15 protein-coding genes are annotated in these 15,102 nt (G+C 67.5%); 6 read left to right on the forward strand and 9 right to left on the reverse strand.

The features are described from left to right. Positions 1–109 precede the first annotated feature (109 nt). On the reverse strand, positions 110–1,042 hold the full coding sequence (locus tag WS78_RS13985; protein WP_038748682.1) for a DMT family transporter: 933 nt from the start codon (positions 1,040–1,042) through the stop codon (positions 110–112). Positions 1,043–1,435: 393 nt separating this feature from the next. Between WS78_RS13985 and WS78_RS13990 the strand changes: the two genes are divergently transcribed. Then, a complete protein-coding gene (locus WS78_RS13990; RefSeq protein ID WP_038748684.1) occupies positions 1,436–1,870 on the forward strand; it encodes a DUF1841 family protein in 435 nt (144 codons plus the stop codon). Positions 1,871–2,359: 489 nt separating this feature from the next. On the opposite strand, the gene WS78_RS13995 is transcribed toward WS78_RS13990, so the two are convergent. Further along, on the reverse strand, positions 2,360–2,728 hold the full coding sequence (locus WS78_RS13995; protein ID WP_038748686.1) for a c-type cytochrome: 369 nt from the start codon (positions 2,726–2,728) through the stop codon (positions 2,360–2,362). A gap of 40 nt (positions 2,729–2,768) precedes the next feature. Then, positions 2,769–3,128, reverse strand: coding sequence for a c-type cytochrome (locus tag WS78_RS14000; protein ID WP_038748688.1), 360 nt, complete (start codon positions 3,126–3,128; stop codon positions 2,769–2,771). Positions 3,129–3,361: 233 nt separating this feature from the next. On the opposite strand from WS78_RS14000, the gene WS78_RS14005 reads away from it, so the two are divergent. The 5 genes from WS78_RS14005 (at position 3,362) to WS78_RS14025 (ending at position 8,801) form a co-directional block, all read left to right on the forward strand. Continuing rightward, positions 3,362–4,204 carry an AAA family ATPase gene (locus tag WS78_RS14005; protein ID WP_038748690.1) on the forward strand — a complete coding sequence of 281 codons (843 nt, stop codon included), beginning with the start codon at positions 3,362–3,364 and terminating at the stop codon, positions 4,202–4,204. Between the two features lie 122 nt (positions 4,205–4,326). After that, on the forward strand, positions 4,327–5,502 hold the full coding sequence (locus tag WS78_RS14010; protein WP_038748692.1) for a vWA domain-containing protein: 1,176 nt from the start codon (positions 4,327–4,329) through the stop codon (positions 5,500–5,502). Between the two features lie 61 nt (positions 5,503–5,563). Next, complete coding sequence (locus WS78_RS14015) at positions 5,564–6,781, forward strand: benzoate/H(+) symporter BenE family transporter (protein ID WP_059574694.1); 1,218 nt, start codon at positions 5,564–5,566, stop codon at positions 6,779–6,781. Between the two features lie 281 nt (positions 6,782–7,062). After that, entirely contained in the window at positions 7,063–8,016 is a 954-nt protein-coding gene (tal, locus tag WS78_RS14020) for a transaldolase (protein ID WP_059574696.1), read from the forward strand. 350 nt (positions 8,017–8,366) lie between these two features. Next, on the forward strand, positions 8,367–8,801 hold the full coding sequence (locus WS78_RS14025; RefSeq protein ID WP_038748697.1) for a VOC family protein: 435 nt from the start codon (positions 8,367–8,369) through the stop codon (positions 8,799–8,801). A gap of 118 nt (positions 8,802–8,919) precedes the next feature. Here the strand turns inward: WS78_RS14025 and mctP are convergent, their stop codons facing one another. The 6 genes from mctP to htpG form a co-directional block, all read right to left on the reverse strand. Beyond that, the gene (gene mctP, locus WS78_RS14030) at positions 8,920–10,470 is read right to left on the reverse strand and encodes a monocarboxylate uptake permease MctP (protein ID WP_038748699.1); all 1,551 of its coding nucleotides are present in this window, start codon (positions 10,468–10,470) and stop codon (positions 8,920–8,922) included. Then, the gene (locus WS78_RS14035) at positions 10,467–10,706 is read right to left on the reverse strand and encodes a DUF3311 domain-containing protein (RefSeq protein WP_059574697.1); all 240 of its coding nucleotides are present in this window, start codon (positions 10,704–10,706) and stop codon (positions 10,467–10,469) included. The genes mctP and WS78_RS14035 overlap by 4 nt, the downstream gene beginning before the upstream one ends. 245 nt (positions 10,707–10,951) lie before the next feature. Then, positions 10,952–11,875, reverse strand: coding sequence for a class I SAM-dependent methyltransferase (locus WS78_RS14040; protein ID WP_059574700.1), 924 nt, complete (start codon positions 11,873–11,875; stop codon positions 10,952–10,954). 199 nt (positions 11,876–12,074) lie between these two features. Beyond that, on the reverse strand, positions 12,075–12,551 hold the full coding sequence (locus WS78_RS14045) for a DNA-deoxyinosine glycosylase (RefSeq protein WP_059574839.1): 477 nt from the start codon (positions 12,549–12,551) through the stop codon (positions 12,075–12,077). Continuing rightward, the gene (locus WS78_RS14050; protein ID WP_197419449.1) at positions 12,551–13,153 is read right to left on the reverse strand and encodes a chorismate--pyruvate lyase family protein; all 603 of its coding nucleotides are present in this window, start codon (positions 13,151–13,153) and stop codon (positions 12,551–12,553) included. Before WS78_RS14050 ends, WS78_RS14045 begins: the two co-directional genes overlap by 1 nt. Next, positions 13,153–15,051 carry a molecular chaperone HtpG gene (htpG, locus tag WS78_RS14055; protein WP_038748705.1) on the reverse strand — a complete coding sequence of 633 codons (1,899 nt, stop codon included), beginning with the start codon at positions 15,049–15,051 and terminating at the stop codon, positions 13,153–13,155. Before htpG ends, WS78_RS14050 begins: the two co-directional genes overlap by 1 nt. Between the last annotated feature and the right edge of the window lie 51 nt (positions 15,052–15,102).

Raw genomic sequence — 15,102 nt, forward strand, 5'->3', positions numbered from 1 at the left:
GGAGTCTCCGTCGCAAAAGCGCCTTCCGCGAGCGACGTCAACTCCCTCCCCACGCTCGCCCTCCGCCCCGCTCGATCGACAAGACGCCCCACGCGCCACCCCGCGCGCGTCACGCGCTCGCGATCGTCGACGGCGGCGCTTCGTCGGCCGGATTGCCGGCACGCACGAGCCACAGCACCGCCGCAAGGATCGCGACGCCGCCCGCCCATTGCAGCGGCGTCAGCGTCTCGCCGAACAGAGACGCGGCAAGCGCGACCGTCACGACAGGCTCGAGCGTCGACAGCATCGACGTTCGAGCGGCGCCGAGCCGCTCGAGGCCGGCGAAGAACGCGAGCATCGCGGCGACCGTCGACACGAGCGCGATCGCGACGAGCGCCGCCCAGCCGGACGCCGCGCGCGGCCAATGCGGCGGCGAGTCGAACGCGGCCGTGCGCGCAAGCGCGAGCCCGACGAGCGTCGCGGCAGCGGCGCAGCAGATGACCGCGACGGTCGCGAGCGGATCGACGCCGCGCGTCGCCTTCGCGCCGACGACGATGTACAGCGAATAGATGACCGCCGCGCCGAGCGCGAGCGCGATGCCGAGCGGCTCGCCGCGGCCGCCGCCCACCATCAGCGCCGAGCCGGCGACGCACAGCGCGAGCGCGACCGCCTTCGCGCGCGTGAGCCGCTCGCCGAGCCACCACGCGGCGAGCAACGTGACGAACGCCGGATACAAATAGAGCAGCAACGCGACGAGGCTCGCCTGCGCATGTTGCAGCGCGCTGAAGTAGCACAGCGACTGGCCGACGTAGCCCAGCGCGCCCATGCCGACGATCGCGCAAAGCGCGCGGCCGCGCGGCCAGCTCACGCGCCGCCGTCGCGCGATGACGGCGAGCAGCGCGCCCGCGATCGAGAAGCGGACGATCAGCAAGCCGAGCACGTCGGCGCCGCCCGCATACGCGTAGCGGCCGAAGATCGCCATCGCGCCGAACGCGGCGGCGGACAACGCGACGTACAGCGCACCGCGCAAGGCGGCGGAAGGTGCTCCGGCGGCAGCGGCCATGGCGGGAAACGAGTAGTGAAAGCGCTCGATTCTAACGAGCTTCAAACGCCCGCATAAGCGGTGTTTATGCCGAATCCGCCGCCACCCGCGCAACACGCGGCGCGGCGGGTTCCATGCCCCGCGTCACGGGCGCACCGCCCGCTCGCCAGCCGGACACGACGAAACGGAAAATCATCGCCGTGCATCTGCGCCGGCAAGCCGCCGCCGGACGATTTCCCGTGCGCCGCGACCATCCGCACGCGAACCTCGCGCGGGCGATCCGCCCCGTCGCATGCGCGCTGCCCGTCGCCCGCGCACCGTATCGACGCACTTTCGGCAGCCCGCCCGCAAGCGGCGTAAAATGCGCATTCGCGCGGCCGCGACGGCCCGCTACACGCACCCCGCTTTACGATCATGTTCAATCCGAGCCGCGACGACGTGCGTCGCTTCTTCATCGACGCCTGGCGCAAGCAGCGCAAGGGCGAAATCCTCACGCCGCTCGAAGCGATGGCGGCCGACTGGATCGTCGAGCATCCCGAATACCACGCGGAACTCGAGGACGCCGAACGTTCGGCCGCGCACGACTACACGCCCGACGAAGGGCGCACGAATCCGTTCCTGCATCTGTCGATGCATCTCGCGATCAGCGAGCAATTGTCGATCGATCAACCGCCCGGCATCCGGGCCGCGCACGAGAAACTCGCCGCCCGCTGCGATTCGGCGCACGACGCGCAGCATGCGATCATGGAATGTCTCGGCGAAACGATCTGGGAAGCGCAACGGACGAACACGCCGCCCGACTCCGACGCCTATCTGCAGCGCATCCTGCAACGCGCTTCGCGCGGCTGACGCGGCGGCGCTTCGCCACGTCGCGCTTCGCTGCCTCCTCCGGTATCTTCGTCCGGTTTCGCCATCCGCTTTCGCCGCGCCGTTTCGCGGCTTCGCACCGCCCGCTCCTGCCATCCGCCCTCGAAAGCCGCTGCGACGGCCGAAGCGACGACACGGCACGGCTTCGCCCGGCGCGCGAACATCGGCGCGCACGGATTGCGCCGCAATCGCAATCGGGCAAAAAAACGAGTCCGCCGCACGCTGCGCCGTGCGCATCCTCGGGCGAGCACACGCCGCCCGCGCGTCGCGCTCCGGAAACGCTCGCACACCGGCGAGCGCCGCGCTCACCCCGCGCTTGCGCGATCGCCCGCACCGCCGCGCTCGCGATCGCATCGCACGCCGCTATCCGCGCGCTGCGCGCCGAACAAAAAAATGCCCCGCGCGAAGCGGGGCATTTTTTCGGGCGCGCGCCGCGCGAGCGGACGCACGCGATGCCGGACGTATCCGTCCTTACTTCTTGAACACGAGGCTGCCTTGCAGCGACTCGAGATACGCGGCGATGTCCTTCATGTCGGCAACCGACAGGCTCTGCACCTGCGCCTGCATGATCGCGTTGTTGCGGCCGAGGAGCGGGTTCGTCAGGCCCATCTGATACTCGCGCATCGCCCAGACCAGATAGTCGGCGTGCTGGGCCGCGAGGCGCGGATATTCCGCGTTGATCGGATTGTCGAGCTTCGCGCCGTGGCAGGCCGCGCAGTTGTGCGACTCGACGAGTTCCTTGCCCTTCGCGATGTCCGCCGCATGCGCGGTGCCGATCGCGAAGCCGGCCGCGAGCGCGAGCGCCGCCGCCGTCTTGAGTGCCGTCTGAGGCTTCTTCATGGATGCTCCTATCCCGGTGCTGAGATCAGCAAGCGCGAGCTTACTTGTAGGGATTGTTCTTCGAATCGGGCTTTTGCGCGGCGTAGTAGGCCGCGAGATCGGCGACGTCCTGATCCGTCAGCGATTCGGCGATCGCGTTCATCGACGGGAAATGGCGATCCTTCTTCCGGTAGGCCTTCAGCGCGTTCTCGAGATAAACCTGGTTCTGGCCGCCGAGGAGCGGAACCCGGTAGACTTCCGGGTAAGCGACGCGGTAGCCGTCGATGCCGTGACAGCCGATGCACATCGCGGCCTTGCTCGCCCCGTCCTTCGGGTTGCCGACCACACCGGCCGCCTGCGCGCCGGCGGCGAGCGCCGCGAGCGCCGCTGCGACAACGACATGTTTGCCGAATTTATTCATAGCTCTTGTAACCTAGCTTGAGGGGAAACTGGCGCCCGCAAAGGCAACGGCCGGCGCCGTTTTACTTGTGAGGCCGCCACGCAGGCCAAAAAAACGGCCAGATTGTACCGCGTCGCCGGGGAATGCGTCCACCATGCGGCCCCGCCGAGTGCGCCCCGCACGATACACCGCGCGCGCGAAGCCGTCGGCGCTTCTGCCTTATACTGGGATTTTTTCGCCGGAAGCTCGCCGCCATGCGTTTCGAAGGTTCCTCGCACTACGTCGCGACAGACGATCTGAAGCTCGCCGTCAACGCCGCCCTCACGCTGCAGCGCCCGCTCCTCATCAAGGGCGAGCCGGGCACGGGCAAGACCATGCTCGCCGAGGAAGTCGCCGCGGCGCTCGGCATGCCGCTCTTGCAGTGGCACGTCAAGTCGACGACGAAGGCGCAGCAGGGCCTCTACGAGTACGACGCGGTATCGCGCCTGCGCGACTCGCAGCTCGGCGACGAGCGCGTGAAGGACATCGCGAACTACATTGTCAAGGGCGTACTTTGGCAGGCGTTCGACGCCGAGCGCCCGAGCGTGCTCCTCATCGACGAGATCGACAAGGCCGACATCGAATTCCCGAACGACCTGCTGCGCGAGCTCGACCGGATGGAGTTCCACGTGTACGAGACGCGCGAGACCGTGCGCGCGAAGCACCGCCCGCTCGTCATCATCACGTCGAACAACGAAAAGGAGCTGCCCGACGCGTTCCTGCGCCGCTGCTTCTTCCACTACATCCAGTTCCCCGATCCGTCGACGATGCAGAAGATCGTCGCGGTCCACTACCCCGGCATCAAGCAGGACCTGCTGCGCGCGGCGCTCGAGAGCTTCTTCGAGTTGCGCGGCGTGTCGGGGCTGAAGAAGAAGCCGTCGACGTCCGAGCTGCTCGACTGGCTGAAGCTGCTGCTCGCCGAGGACATCCCGCCCGACGCGCTGCGCTCGAAGGACCAGAAGCAGATCGTGCCGCCGCTCGCGGGCGCGCTGCTCAAGAACGAGCAGGACGTGAGCCTGTTCGAGCGGCTCGTCTACATGAACCGCCATAACCGCTAGGCGCGCGGGCGCTGCGAGGAGACACGCGAGATGAGCCGCCGGATTTCAGCCGCCACGAGCGCGAACGAGCGCGCGACGCGCGTTTGCCGCCCGGCTCGCCGCGATTGCGCGAGGGCCCGCCCATGCTGATCGATTTCTTCTACTCGCTGCGCGCCGCGAAGCTGCCGGTGTCCGTCAAGGAATACCTGACGCTGCTGGAGGCGCTCAAGGCGCAGACGATCGAGCCGTCGCTCGACGCGTTCTACTATCTCGCGCGCATGACGCTCGTGAAAGACGAGCAGTACTTCGACAAGTTCGACAAGGCGTTCGGCGCGTACTTCCACGGCGTGTCGGCGCTGCCGTCGGACGCGTTCGACATCCCGCTCGACTGGCTCGAAAAGCGCCTCGAGCGCGAGCTCACGCCCGAGGAGAAGGCGCAGATCCAGTCGCTCGGCGGCCTCGACAAGCTGATGGAGCGCCTCAAGGCATTGCTCGACGAGCAGAAGGAGCGCCACGAGGGCGGCAACAAATGGATCGGCACGGGCGGCACGTCGCCGTTCGGGCACGGCGGCTACAACCCGGAAGGCGTCCGGATCGGCGGGCCGTCGAGCGGCAACCGCACCGCGGTCAAGGTGTGGGAAGCCCGCGCGTATCGCGACTACGACGACTCGGTCGAGATCGGCACGCGCAACATCAAGGTCGCGCTGCGGCGGCTGCGGCGCTTCGCGCGCGAAGGCGCGGCCGAGGAGCTCGACCTGCCCGACACCATCCGCAGCACCGCCGCGAACGCCGGCTGGCTCGATATCAGGATGGTGCCCGAGCGCCACAACAACGTGAAGGTGCTGATGCTGCTCGACGTCGGCGGCTCGATGGACGACCACATCAAACGCACCGAGGAGCTCTTCTCCGCCGCGAAGGCCGAATTCAAGCACCTCGAGTTCTACTACTTCCACAACTGCGTGTACGACCATCTGTGGAAGAACAACCGCCGCCGCCACGCGGAGCGCACGCCGACGTGGGACGTGCTGCACAAGTTCACGCCCGACTACAAGCTGATCTTCGTCGGCGACGCGACGATGAGCCCTTACGAGGTGCTGCAGCCGGGCGGCTCGGTCGAATACAACAATCCCGAGGCGGGCGCCGTGTGGCTGCGCCGTCTCGCCGACCAGTTCCCGCGCTTCGCGTGGCTGAACCCCGAGCCCGAGCGGCTGTGGGAATACCGGCAGTCGATCTCGATCATCCGCGACGTGCTCGGCGACCGGATGTATCCGCTCACGCTCGCGGGCCTCGAATCCGCGATGCGCGCGCTGAGCAAGTGACGCACGCGCCGCGCACCGCGCCTTTCACCTCCCCCAACGCATCAGACCCGACGTTTCACCGATGAGCAGTCAGCCGCCCGCCTCCAATCTGTCGCCCGCGCTCGCGCGGCCCAATCTTCTCGCGGACACGTCGCCGTCCGCGCTCGTCGCGGGCTTCGTCGCGATGATGACGGGCTACACGAGCTCGCTCGTGCTGATGTTCCAGGCGGGCCGCGCCGCGCATCTGAGCGATGCGCAGATCTCGTCGTGGATCTGGGCGCTGTCGATCGGCATGGCCGTGACGACGATCGGGCTGTCGCTGCGGTATCGCGCGCCGATCGTCGTCGCGTGGTCGACGCCCGGCGCGGCGCTCCTCGTCGCATCGCTGCCGGGCGTCGCGTACTCGGACGCGATCGGCGCGTTCGTCGTGTGCGCGCTGCTGCTCGCGGCGGTCGGCGCGAGCGGCCTGTTCGACACGCTGATGCGCAGGATTCCGTCCGGCATCGCCGCCGCGCTGCTCGCCGGCATCCTGTTCGAGATCGGCATCGAGATCTTCCGCGCCGCGCAGTTCCAGACCGCGCTCGTGCTCGCGATGTTCTTCACGTACCTGATCGTCAAGCGCGCGGCGCCGCGCTACGCGATCGTCGCGACGCTCGCGGCCGGCACCGCGGCCGCCGGCGCGCTCGGCCTGCTCGACTTCAGCCGCTTCCACGTTGCGCTCGCGCGGCCGGTGTTCACGATGCCGTCGTTCTCGCTATCGGCGATCGTGAGCATCGGCATTCCGCTCTTCGTCGTCGCGATGGCGTCGCAGAACGTGCCGGGCATCGCGGTGCTGCGCGCGGACGGCTACGAGACGCCGTCGTCGCCGCTCATCGCGACGACGGGCATCGCGTCGCTCGTGCTCGCGCCGTTCGGCTCGCACGGAATCAACCTCGCGGCGATCACGGCCGCGATCTGCACCGGCCCGGAAGCGCACGACGATCGCACGAAGCGCTACACGGCGGCCGTCTGGTGCGGCGTGTTCTACCTCGTCGCGGGCGTGTTCGGCGCGACGATCGCCGCGCTCTTCGGCGCGCTGCCGAAGGCGCTCGTCGTATCGGTCGCCGCGCTCGCACTGTTCGGCTCGATCATGAGCGGCCTCACCAACGCGATGCAGGACGCGCGACAGCGCGAGGCGGCGCTCGTCACGTTCATGGTCACGGCCTCCGGCCTCACGCTGCTGTCGATCGGCTCGGCGTTCTGGGGGCTCGTCGCGGGCGTGCTCACGCAGGCGATTCTCAACGCGCGTCGCGCCGCCTGACGTTCGCCGGGCTCGCGTGCGCGCCGCGTTCGGTCCGCCCGGCTCGCACGCGGGCGGCGGCGCGATCGGCATCCCGATGCATCGCCGGCATGCGCGCTCGATGCGCGGTCGGCGCGCGCCGCGCAACCGTCCGCGCACGAGCGTTCGGCACCGGTTCCCGATTCGGGCCTAAAATGGAGGGCCCGGCGGCCGCGCAAGCCGCGTCGCCACGCATCGCCCCGCGCCCCGCCGCGCGGTCGTCCTCACCGAACCGGCGCGCCGCGCCTCGCTTTCGACTCGTCATGACTACCGCACTCGACCAGCTCAAGCAATACACGACCGTCGTCGCCGACACGGGCGACTTCCAGCAACTCGCGCAATACCAGCCCCGGGACGCGACGACGAATCCGTCGCTGATCCTGAAGGCCGTCCAGAAGGACGCCTATCGGCCGATTCTCGAAAAAACGGTCCGCGACCATGCGGGCGAATCCGTCGGCTTCATCATCGATCGCCTGCTGATCGCGTTCGGCACCGAGATCCTGAAGCTGATCCCGGGCCGCGTGTCGACCGAAGTCGACGCGCGCCTGTCGTTCGACACGCAGCGCTCGATCGACAAGGGCCGCGAGCTCATCAAGCTCTACGAAGCGGCGGGCATCGGCCGCGAACGCGTGCTGATCAAGCTCGCGTCGACGTGGGAAGGCATTCGTGCGGCGCAAGTGCTGCAGCGCGAAGGCATCCGCTGCAACATGACGCTGCTGTTCTCGCTCGTGCAGGCGGCCGCGTGCGCGGAGGCGGGCGCGCAACTGATCTCGCCGTTCGTCGGCCGGATCTACGACTGGTACAAGAAGCACAAAGGCGCCGAGTGGGACGAGGCGAAGGACGGCGGCGCGAACGATCCGGGCGTCGTGTCGGTGCGCCGCATCTACACGTACTACAAGCACTTCGGCTACACGACCGAAGTGATGGGCGCGAGCTTCCGCACGACGAGCCAGATCACCGAGCTCGCCGGCTGCGATCTGCTGACGATCAGCCCCGATCTGCTGCAGAAGCTGCAGGACAGCGCCGAAACGGTCGCGCGCAAGCTGTCTCCGGACGCGGCGAAGGACGCGCAGCTCGAGCGCGTCGCGATCGACGAATCGTCGTTCCGCTTCCAGCTGAACGACGACGCGATGGCGACCGAGAAGCTCGCCGAAGGCATCCGCCTGTTCTCGGCGGATGCGGTGAAGCTGGAGCGGATGATCGACGCGCTGCGCTGACGCGCGCGGGCCCCGAATCGCGGTGCGGCGCGCGGCGCGGCGTCGACGTCCGCCGCCGCGCGGCTCGGGGCCGGCATCCGTTTCTTTGCTTGCCATTGCATGAATCGACGAAGCGCTGCGTCGCGATGCGATGCGGCGCTCTTGCATCGCGCCGGTGGCGCACGCCCGGCCGTCCGCCACCGGCACGGTTCTTTTGAGGTCCTGTTCGATCGCGGCCCTTCTCCCGAGCGCTTTCCCCGCTCGCGCGTTGCGGCCCTTTTCATTCTTCCCGTCGCTGTCATCCAGACGCACTACAATCGTTCGCACGGGTGCGACTGCGCCCCTCCCAGCCCAAGTTCAAGGAGACGACGATGCAAGTACAACCGTATCTGTTTTTCGGCGGCCGCTGCGACGAGGCGCTGAAGTTCTACGGCGACGCGCTCGGCGCGAAAGTGAATTTCATCGCGCGCTTCAAGGACGCGCCGCCGAATCCCGAGCGGCCGACGCCGCCCGAGATGGCCGACAAGGTGATGCACGCGAATTTCCAGATCGGCGACTCGGTGCTGATGTGCTCGGACGGCGATTGCAAGTCGGGCACGCAGCAGGTGCACGACGGCTATTCGCTGTCGCTCAATCCTCCGAGCGTCGACGAAGGCAAGAAGATCTTCGACGCGCTGCTCGGCGGCGGCGGCGCGGTGACGATGCCGTTCGAGAAGACGTTCTGGGCGCTCGGCTTCGGCATGCTGCGCGACAAGTTCGGCGTGCACTGGATGATCAACGTCGAAGATCCGAACATGAAGAAGTGAAGGCGGCGAACGCTTCGGAAGCCGAAGCTTCCCGCAACCGATCGACGGACGACGCCCGCGGCGCGATGCGCGCCGCGGGCGTCTTTGCTTGCGTTTCCCGCCGGAGCGGGCGCGCGCTTCAGCTCTCGACGACGTCGAGATAATCCTCCGGCCGCGTGCGGTCTTCCGCATGCGCCATCCCGAGCACGCGCACGAGCGCGCTGACGACGATCGACACGACGAGATTCACGGCCAGCGCCCAGACGGCCGCGTAGCCCGGAATCGCATAGCCGAACAAATGAATCGTGAAGATCGAGCCGGCGAGCTTCAGCGAGATCGCCATCCACGTGCCGCAGACGAGCCCCGCCGCCCAGCCGAGCAGGAGCCCGCGATAGTCGAGCATGCGCGTGTAGAGGCCGAGCACGATCGCGGGCAGCGTCTGGATGATCCAGATCCCGCCGAGCAGCTGCAGCTGGATCGCGTACGTGAGCGGCAGCCCGAGGATGAACGCGACCGCGCCGACCTTCACGATCAGCGACACGAGCTTCGCGACGTTCGTCTCCTGGTCGTGCGTCATGTTGCGGTTGACGAACTCGCGATGGATGTTGCGCGTGTACAGGTTCGCGGCCGCGATCGACATGATCGCCGCCGGCACGAGCGCGCCGATGCCGATCGCGGCGAACGCGACGCCGACGAACCACGACGGGAAGAAGTGCAGGAACAACGCGGGCACCGCGAAGTTCGGGCCGAACGCCTTGAAGTACGGCGCGTATTGCGGCATGTCCTTCACGCCCGACGCGAGCGCCATGTAGCCGAGCAGCGCGAGCAGGCCGAGCACGAACGAATACGCGGGCAGCATCGCCATGTTGCGGCGAATCGTGTTGCCCGACGACGACGACAGGATCGCCGTCACCGAATGCGGATACAGAAAGAGCGCGAGCGCCGAGCCGATCGCGAGCGTCGTGTATGCGCTGAAGCCGTTCATGCTCGACGCGTCGGGCACCTTCAGCAGCAGCTTCGCGGGGGGCACCGCGCCGAAGATGTGCCCGAAGCCGCCGAGCTTCGCCGGAATCACGATCACGGCCGCGGCGATCGTGATGTAGATCAGGATGTCCTTGACGATCGCGATCATCGCGGGCGCGCGCAGGCCCGACGTGTACGTGTACGCGGCGAGAATCGCGAACGCGATGATGAGCGGCAGGTCGCCGACGAAGCCCTTCGTGTCGAAACCGAGCCCGCCGATCACCACTTCGATGCCGACGAGCTGCAACGCGATGTACGGCATCGTCGCGACGATGCCCGTCACGGCGACGGCGAGCGCGAGCGAGCGGCTGCCGTAGCGGGCGCTGACGAAATCGGCGGCCGTCACGTAGCCGTGGCGCTTCGCGATGCTCCAGAGCTTCGGAAACACGACGAACGCGAACGGATAGATGAGGATCGTGTACGGCAGCGCGAAGAAGCCCATCGCGCCCGCGCCGAACACGAGCGCCGGCACGGCGACGAACGTGTACGCGGTGTAGAGATCGCCGCCCAGCAGGAACCACGTGACGATCGTGCCGAAGCGCCGGCCGCCGAGGCCCCATTCGTCGAGATGCGCGAGATTGCCGCGCCGCCAGTTCGCGGCGAGAAAGCCCATGATCGTCACGCCGACGAAGAACAGCACGAAGACGAAGGTCGCGGTCAGGTTCATTTGCCGTCTCCCCGCGGAACGCCCTTCCAGCAGTTCTTCGTCTTGAAGTAGACGAACGCGGTGATCACGGCGCTAATGAACACCCACAGCAGTTGGTACCAGTAGAAAAACGGGAAACCGAGCCATTGCGGTTCGATCTTGTTGTACGACGGCACCCAGACCATCGCGACGAGCGGCAGGACCAGCAGCCAGAGCCAGCGTTTCGCGGCCCGGTTGGCGTCGGCATCGTGAGCCATGACGTCTCCTCTTCACATCCCGGTTATTGATATGTTCTGAACGGGTACGGCGGTGCGAGAGGAACGACACGACGGGTAAGCTGCGCCTCCCCTGGCGTCAGTCAGTATAAAAGTCGGAAATACCCTGTCATACGAGGGCGAACCCGGAGCCGGCCCGCTGCCGCCCGCCCTTGCGGCGGCGGCGCGGGCGGCCTGCGCGGCCTCTGCGGCATACGCGGCCTTCGGCCTGCGCGGCCGCTTCGGCGTCAGATCGTGAACACGTCGGCGCGCTCGCCGAGCGACGCTTTCAATCCTTTCACCCATGAGCGCGCGGGCAGGCGCAGCTCGGCCTCGATCAGCTTCGCGCGCTCGGTCAGCTGCGCGAACGGCACCGACAGCGCCGGGCCCGAGAACGCGAGCGCGATCCGATTGCCGTCGTGCACTTCGGGCAGCGCGATCACGCGCTGGTCGAACGCGGCGTTCAGGTGCTTCATGTTGCGCACGAAGCTCGGATGATCGCCGAACAGGTTGATCGTCGCGACGCCCGCACCGGCCAGGCAGCCGCGCACCGCGCGATAGAACGCGACGCTGTCGAGCACCGGGCCGCGCGCGGTCGCGTCGTACAGGTCGATCTGCAGCGCGCCGATCGTGCCGCGATTCTTCGGATCATTGACGAAATCCCACGCGTCCGCTTCGTGGACGGTCAGGCGCGCGTCGTCGGGCGGCAGCTCGAACATCGATCGCGCGGCGACGATCACGGCCGGATTCAGCTCGACCGCCTCGACGTGCGCGCGCGGCAGGAAGCGATGCGCGAACTTCGTCAGCGCGCCGGTGCCGAGGCCGAGCTGGACGATGCGCTTCGGCGTCTCGAGAAAGAGCAGCCACGCCATCATCTGCTGCGCGTACTCGAGCTCGATGTGATGCGGCTTCGACAGGCGCATCGCGCCCTGCACCCACTCGGTGCCGAAATGCAGATAGCGCACGCCGCGCTCTTCGGAGAACGTGACGGGCGCGAAGCGCGGCTTGCGAGGCGCGTCGAGCACGGCAACGCCGTCGACTTCGTCGTCGAACGCGGCGCGGCTACGCTTCGCGCGGGACGGCTTGAGCTTGTCGGAGCCGTTGAACGGAGACGGCTTGCCGCGCTGGAACGCGCGCGCCTCGGCGGACGCGCGCTTGATCAATCGGGTCATGGATGAATCTCGTACTGATGTGGGTCTTCGGGCGAACGAGAGGATAGCACTCGCGGCATTGAGCACACGTGAAACGGTTGCTCGCCGCATCGGTTCGCCCCGCATTCCGCGGCACTCGACGCGAAGGATGACGAAGCAAAACGAAACGAACGGGAAACGCGCGACGGCCGGCGTCGGCGATCGCGTCGCGCGCAGCGCGTCAGGCGACGATGCCCTTCCAAATGATCAGCTTCTGGTCGAACGAGAGCGTTGCATTGGCCGGGCTCGACGATGGCAACACGAGCGTATCGAACCCCGCCGCGCGAATGATCGCTTCGAACCGCCCCGCCGTCTTGCCGTTGAAGCACACCTTCTTCAGCGACGGCACGACTTCCCGCAGCGAATCGAAATCATTGGGCTTCGCATGGCGGATCGCCGAATCGAGGCTGCCTTCGCGGTGGCACGCGGCGAGCACGTCCCAGATGCCGAAGCCGTGCGCGAGCACGCGCGCGAGACGCGCGTCGTACGGCAATTCATGCAACGCAGGCTCGCCGAGCGCCGCCCCGAGCAGCCGCCAGAACTGATTGCGCGGATGCGCGTAATACTGCGCGGCCACGAGCGACGCCTCGCCGGGAAAGCTGCCGAGAATCAGCGTGTGCGTGCCGGGCGCCACGACGGGAGGAAAGCCGCGCAACATCACGCGGCCTCGCCGCCGCGCGCGCGGCGCGCGCCGGGCGCATCGAGATGCCGCCACAACGCGGGCAGCATGCATTCGGTCACCATCAGCGGCTCGCCGTGCCGCTCGAACACCGAGCGGCGCGCGGCGAATGCGTGCGGCGCGATTTGCGCGCGCTCGAGCGCGCGCGACGCGAGCGCGAACAGCGAATGTCCGGCGATCACGCGCCGGCTCACGAGCGCCGAGCGCGTCACTTCGGGATCGCTGTACAGCAGCTCCGCGAGCGGCCGCGTGCGCAGCCGCCGCATCGCCTGCCACACGCCCTTGCTCGCGGCGAGCGGCGCGATGCTGTGCGCGGCGACGAACGGCGTGCCGTCGACCGCGAGCACGACTTCGCGCACCCACACCGGCGTGCGCGGCGCGCATGCGAGCGCCGCGTGCTCATCGGCCCACGGTGTCGCGACGGTCTCGCGCGTCACGCGCACCGTCACGCGGCCGAGCCGCGCGAGGTGCGCGGTCAGCGAGCCGCCGCGCGTGAGCCAGTCCTTCTGCGCGCTCGACGCGCCGGGGCGCGGCGTCTCGCGCCAATGCGCGTCGGCCGCGTCGAAACGCATCCGCGCCATCACGCCGCGCGCGACAGCAACAGCGCGTTGGTCCGCTTCACGAAGCTTGCCGGGTCCTCGAGCGCGCCCCCTTCGGCGAGCAGCGCCTGCTCGAACAGCAGATGGCACCAGTCGCCGAAGTCCGCGCCGTCGGCCTTCAGCGCCTTGACGAGCGGATGCTCCGGATTGATCTCGAGGATCGGCTGGAACGACGGCGCGTTCTGGCCCGCCGCCTTCAGCATCCGCTGCAGGTAGCCGCTCATGTCGTTGTCGTCGGCAACGAGGCACGACGGCGAATCGGTGAGCCGGAACGTCACGCGCACGTCCTTCACCTTGTCGCCGAGCGTTTCCTTCATCTTGTCGACGACGGGCTTCATCGCCTCGCCCGTCTGCTCCTGCGCCTTCTTCTCGTCGTCGTTCAGCGCGCCGAGATCGAGGTCGCCGCGCGCGACGCTCGCGAGCCCCTTGCCGTCGAACTCGTGCAGGAACGACAGCATCCATTCGTCGACGCGATCGGTGAGCAGCAGCACTTCGACGCCCTTCTTGCGGAACACTTCGAGATGCGGGCTGTTCTTCGCGGCCTGCCACGTGTCGGCCGTCACGTAGTAGATCTTCGTCTGCTCGGGCTTCATCCGCGCGACGTAATCGGCGAGCGGCACGTTCTGCTCGTCGGTGTCGCCGTGCGTCGACGCGAAGCGCAGCAGCTTCGCGACGCGCTCGCGATTCGCGTGATCCTCGCCGACGCCTTCCTTCAGCACCTGGCCGAACGCGCTCCAGAACGTCTTGTACTTCTCGCGGCCGGCGTCGTCTTCGGCGTTCGCGAGCTCTTCGAGCATCGACAGGGCGCGCTTGGTCACGCCTTCGCGGATCGCCTTCACGTCGCGGCTTTCCTGCAGGATCTCGCGCGACACGTTGAGCGGCAGATCCGACGAGTCGACGACGCCCTTCACGAAGCGCAGGTACTGCGGCAGCAGTTGCTCCGCGTCGTCCATGATGAACACGCGCTTCACGTACAGCTTGAGGCCGCCGCGATAGTCGCGGTTCCACAGGTCGAACGGCGCGTGCGACGGCACGAAGAGCAGTTGCGTGTACTCGCTGCGGCCCTCGACGCGGTTGTGCGTCCACGCGAGCGGATCTTGGTGGTCGTGCGCGACGTGCTGGTAGAACTGCTTGTACTGCTCCTCGGTGACGTCGCTCTTCGCACGCGTCCACAGCGCGCTCGCCTGGTTGACGGTCTCGTCCTCGTCCTTCTCGACCATCTCGCCCTTTTCCTGATCCCACTCTTCCTTCTTCATCAGGATCGGCAGCGCGACGTGGTCCGAATACTTCTGGACGATCGATTTCAGGCGGTACGACGAGAGCAGTTCGTCCTCGCCGTCGCGCAGGTGCAGCGTGATGGTCGTGCCGCGCGCGGCGCGCTCGATCGCATCGACCGAGAAGTCGCCTTCGCCCGCGCTTTCCCAACGCACGCCCTCGGACGCGGCCAGGCCCGCGCGGCGCGTCTCGACGGTGATCCGGTCCGCGACGATGAAGCCCGAGTAGAAGCCGACGCCGAACTGGCCGATGAGCGCCGCGTCCTTCTGCTGGTCGCCGGAGAGCTTCGAGAAGAATTCCTTCGTGCCCGAGCGCGCGATCGTGCCGAGGTTCGCGATGGCCTCGTCGCGGCTCATGCCGATCCCGTTGTCGTCGATCGTGATCGTGCGCGCGGCCTTGTCGAATGACAGGCGGATGCGCAGGTTCGGATCGCTCTCGTAGAGCGCGTTGTTTTCCAGAGCCTCGAAACGGAGCTTGTCAGCGGCGTCGGACGCGTTCGACACGAGTTCGCGCAGGAAGATTTCCTTGTTGCTGTAAAGCGAATGAATCATCAGGTGGAGGAGCTGCTTGACCTCTGCCTGAAAGCTCATGGTTTGCTGAGTCATCTTGATTTACCCATTGATTGCGTCAATTACGACAGACGTTTTCGATTCACG

It is taken from the genome of Burkholderia savannae (genome assembly GCF_001524445.2).
Lineage (GTDB): Bacteria > Pseudomonadota > Gammaproteobacteria > Burkholderiales > Burkholderiaceae > Burkholderia > Burkholderia savannae.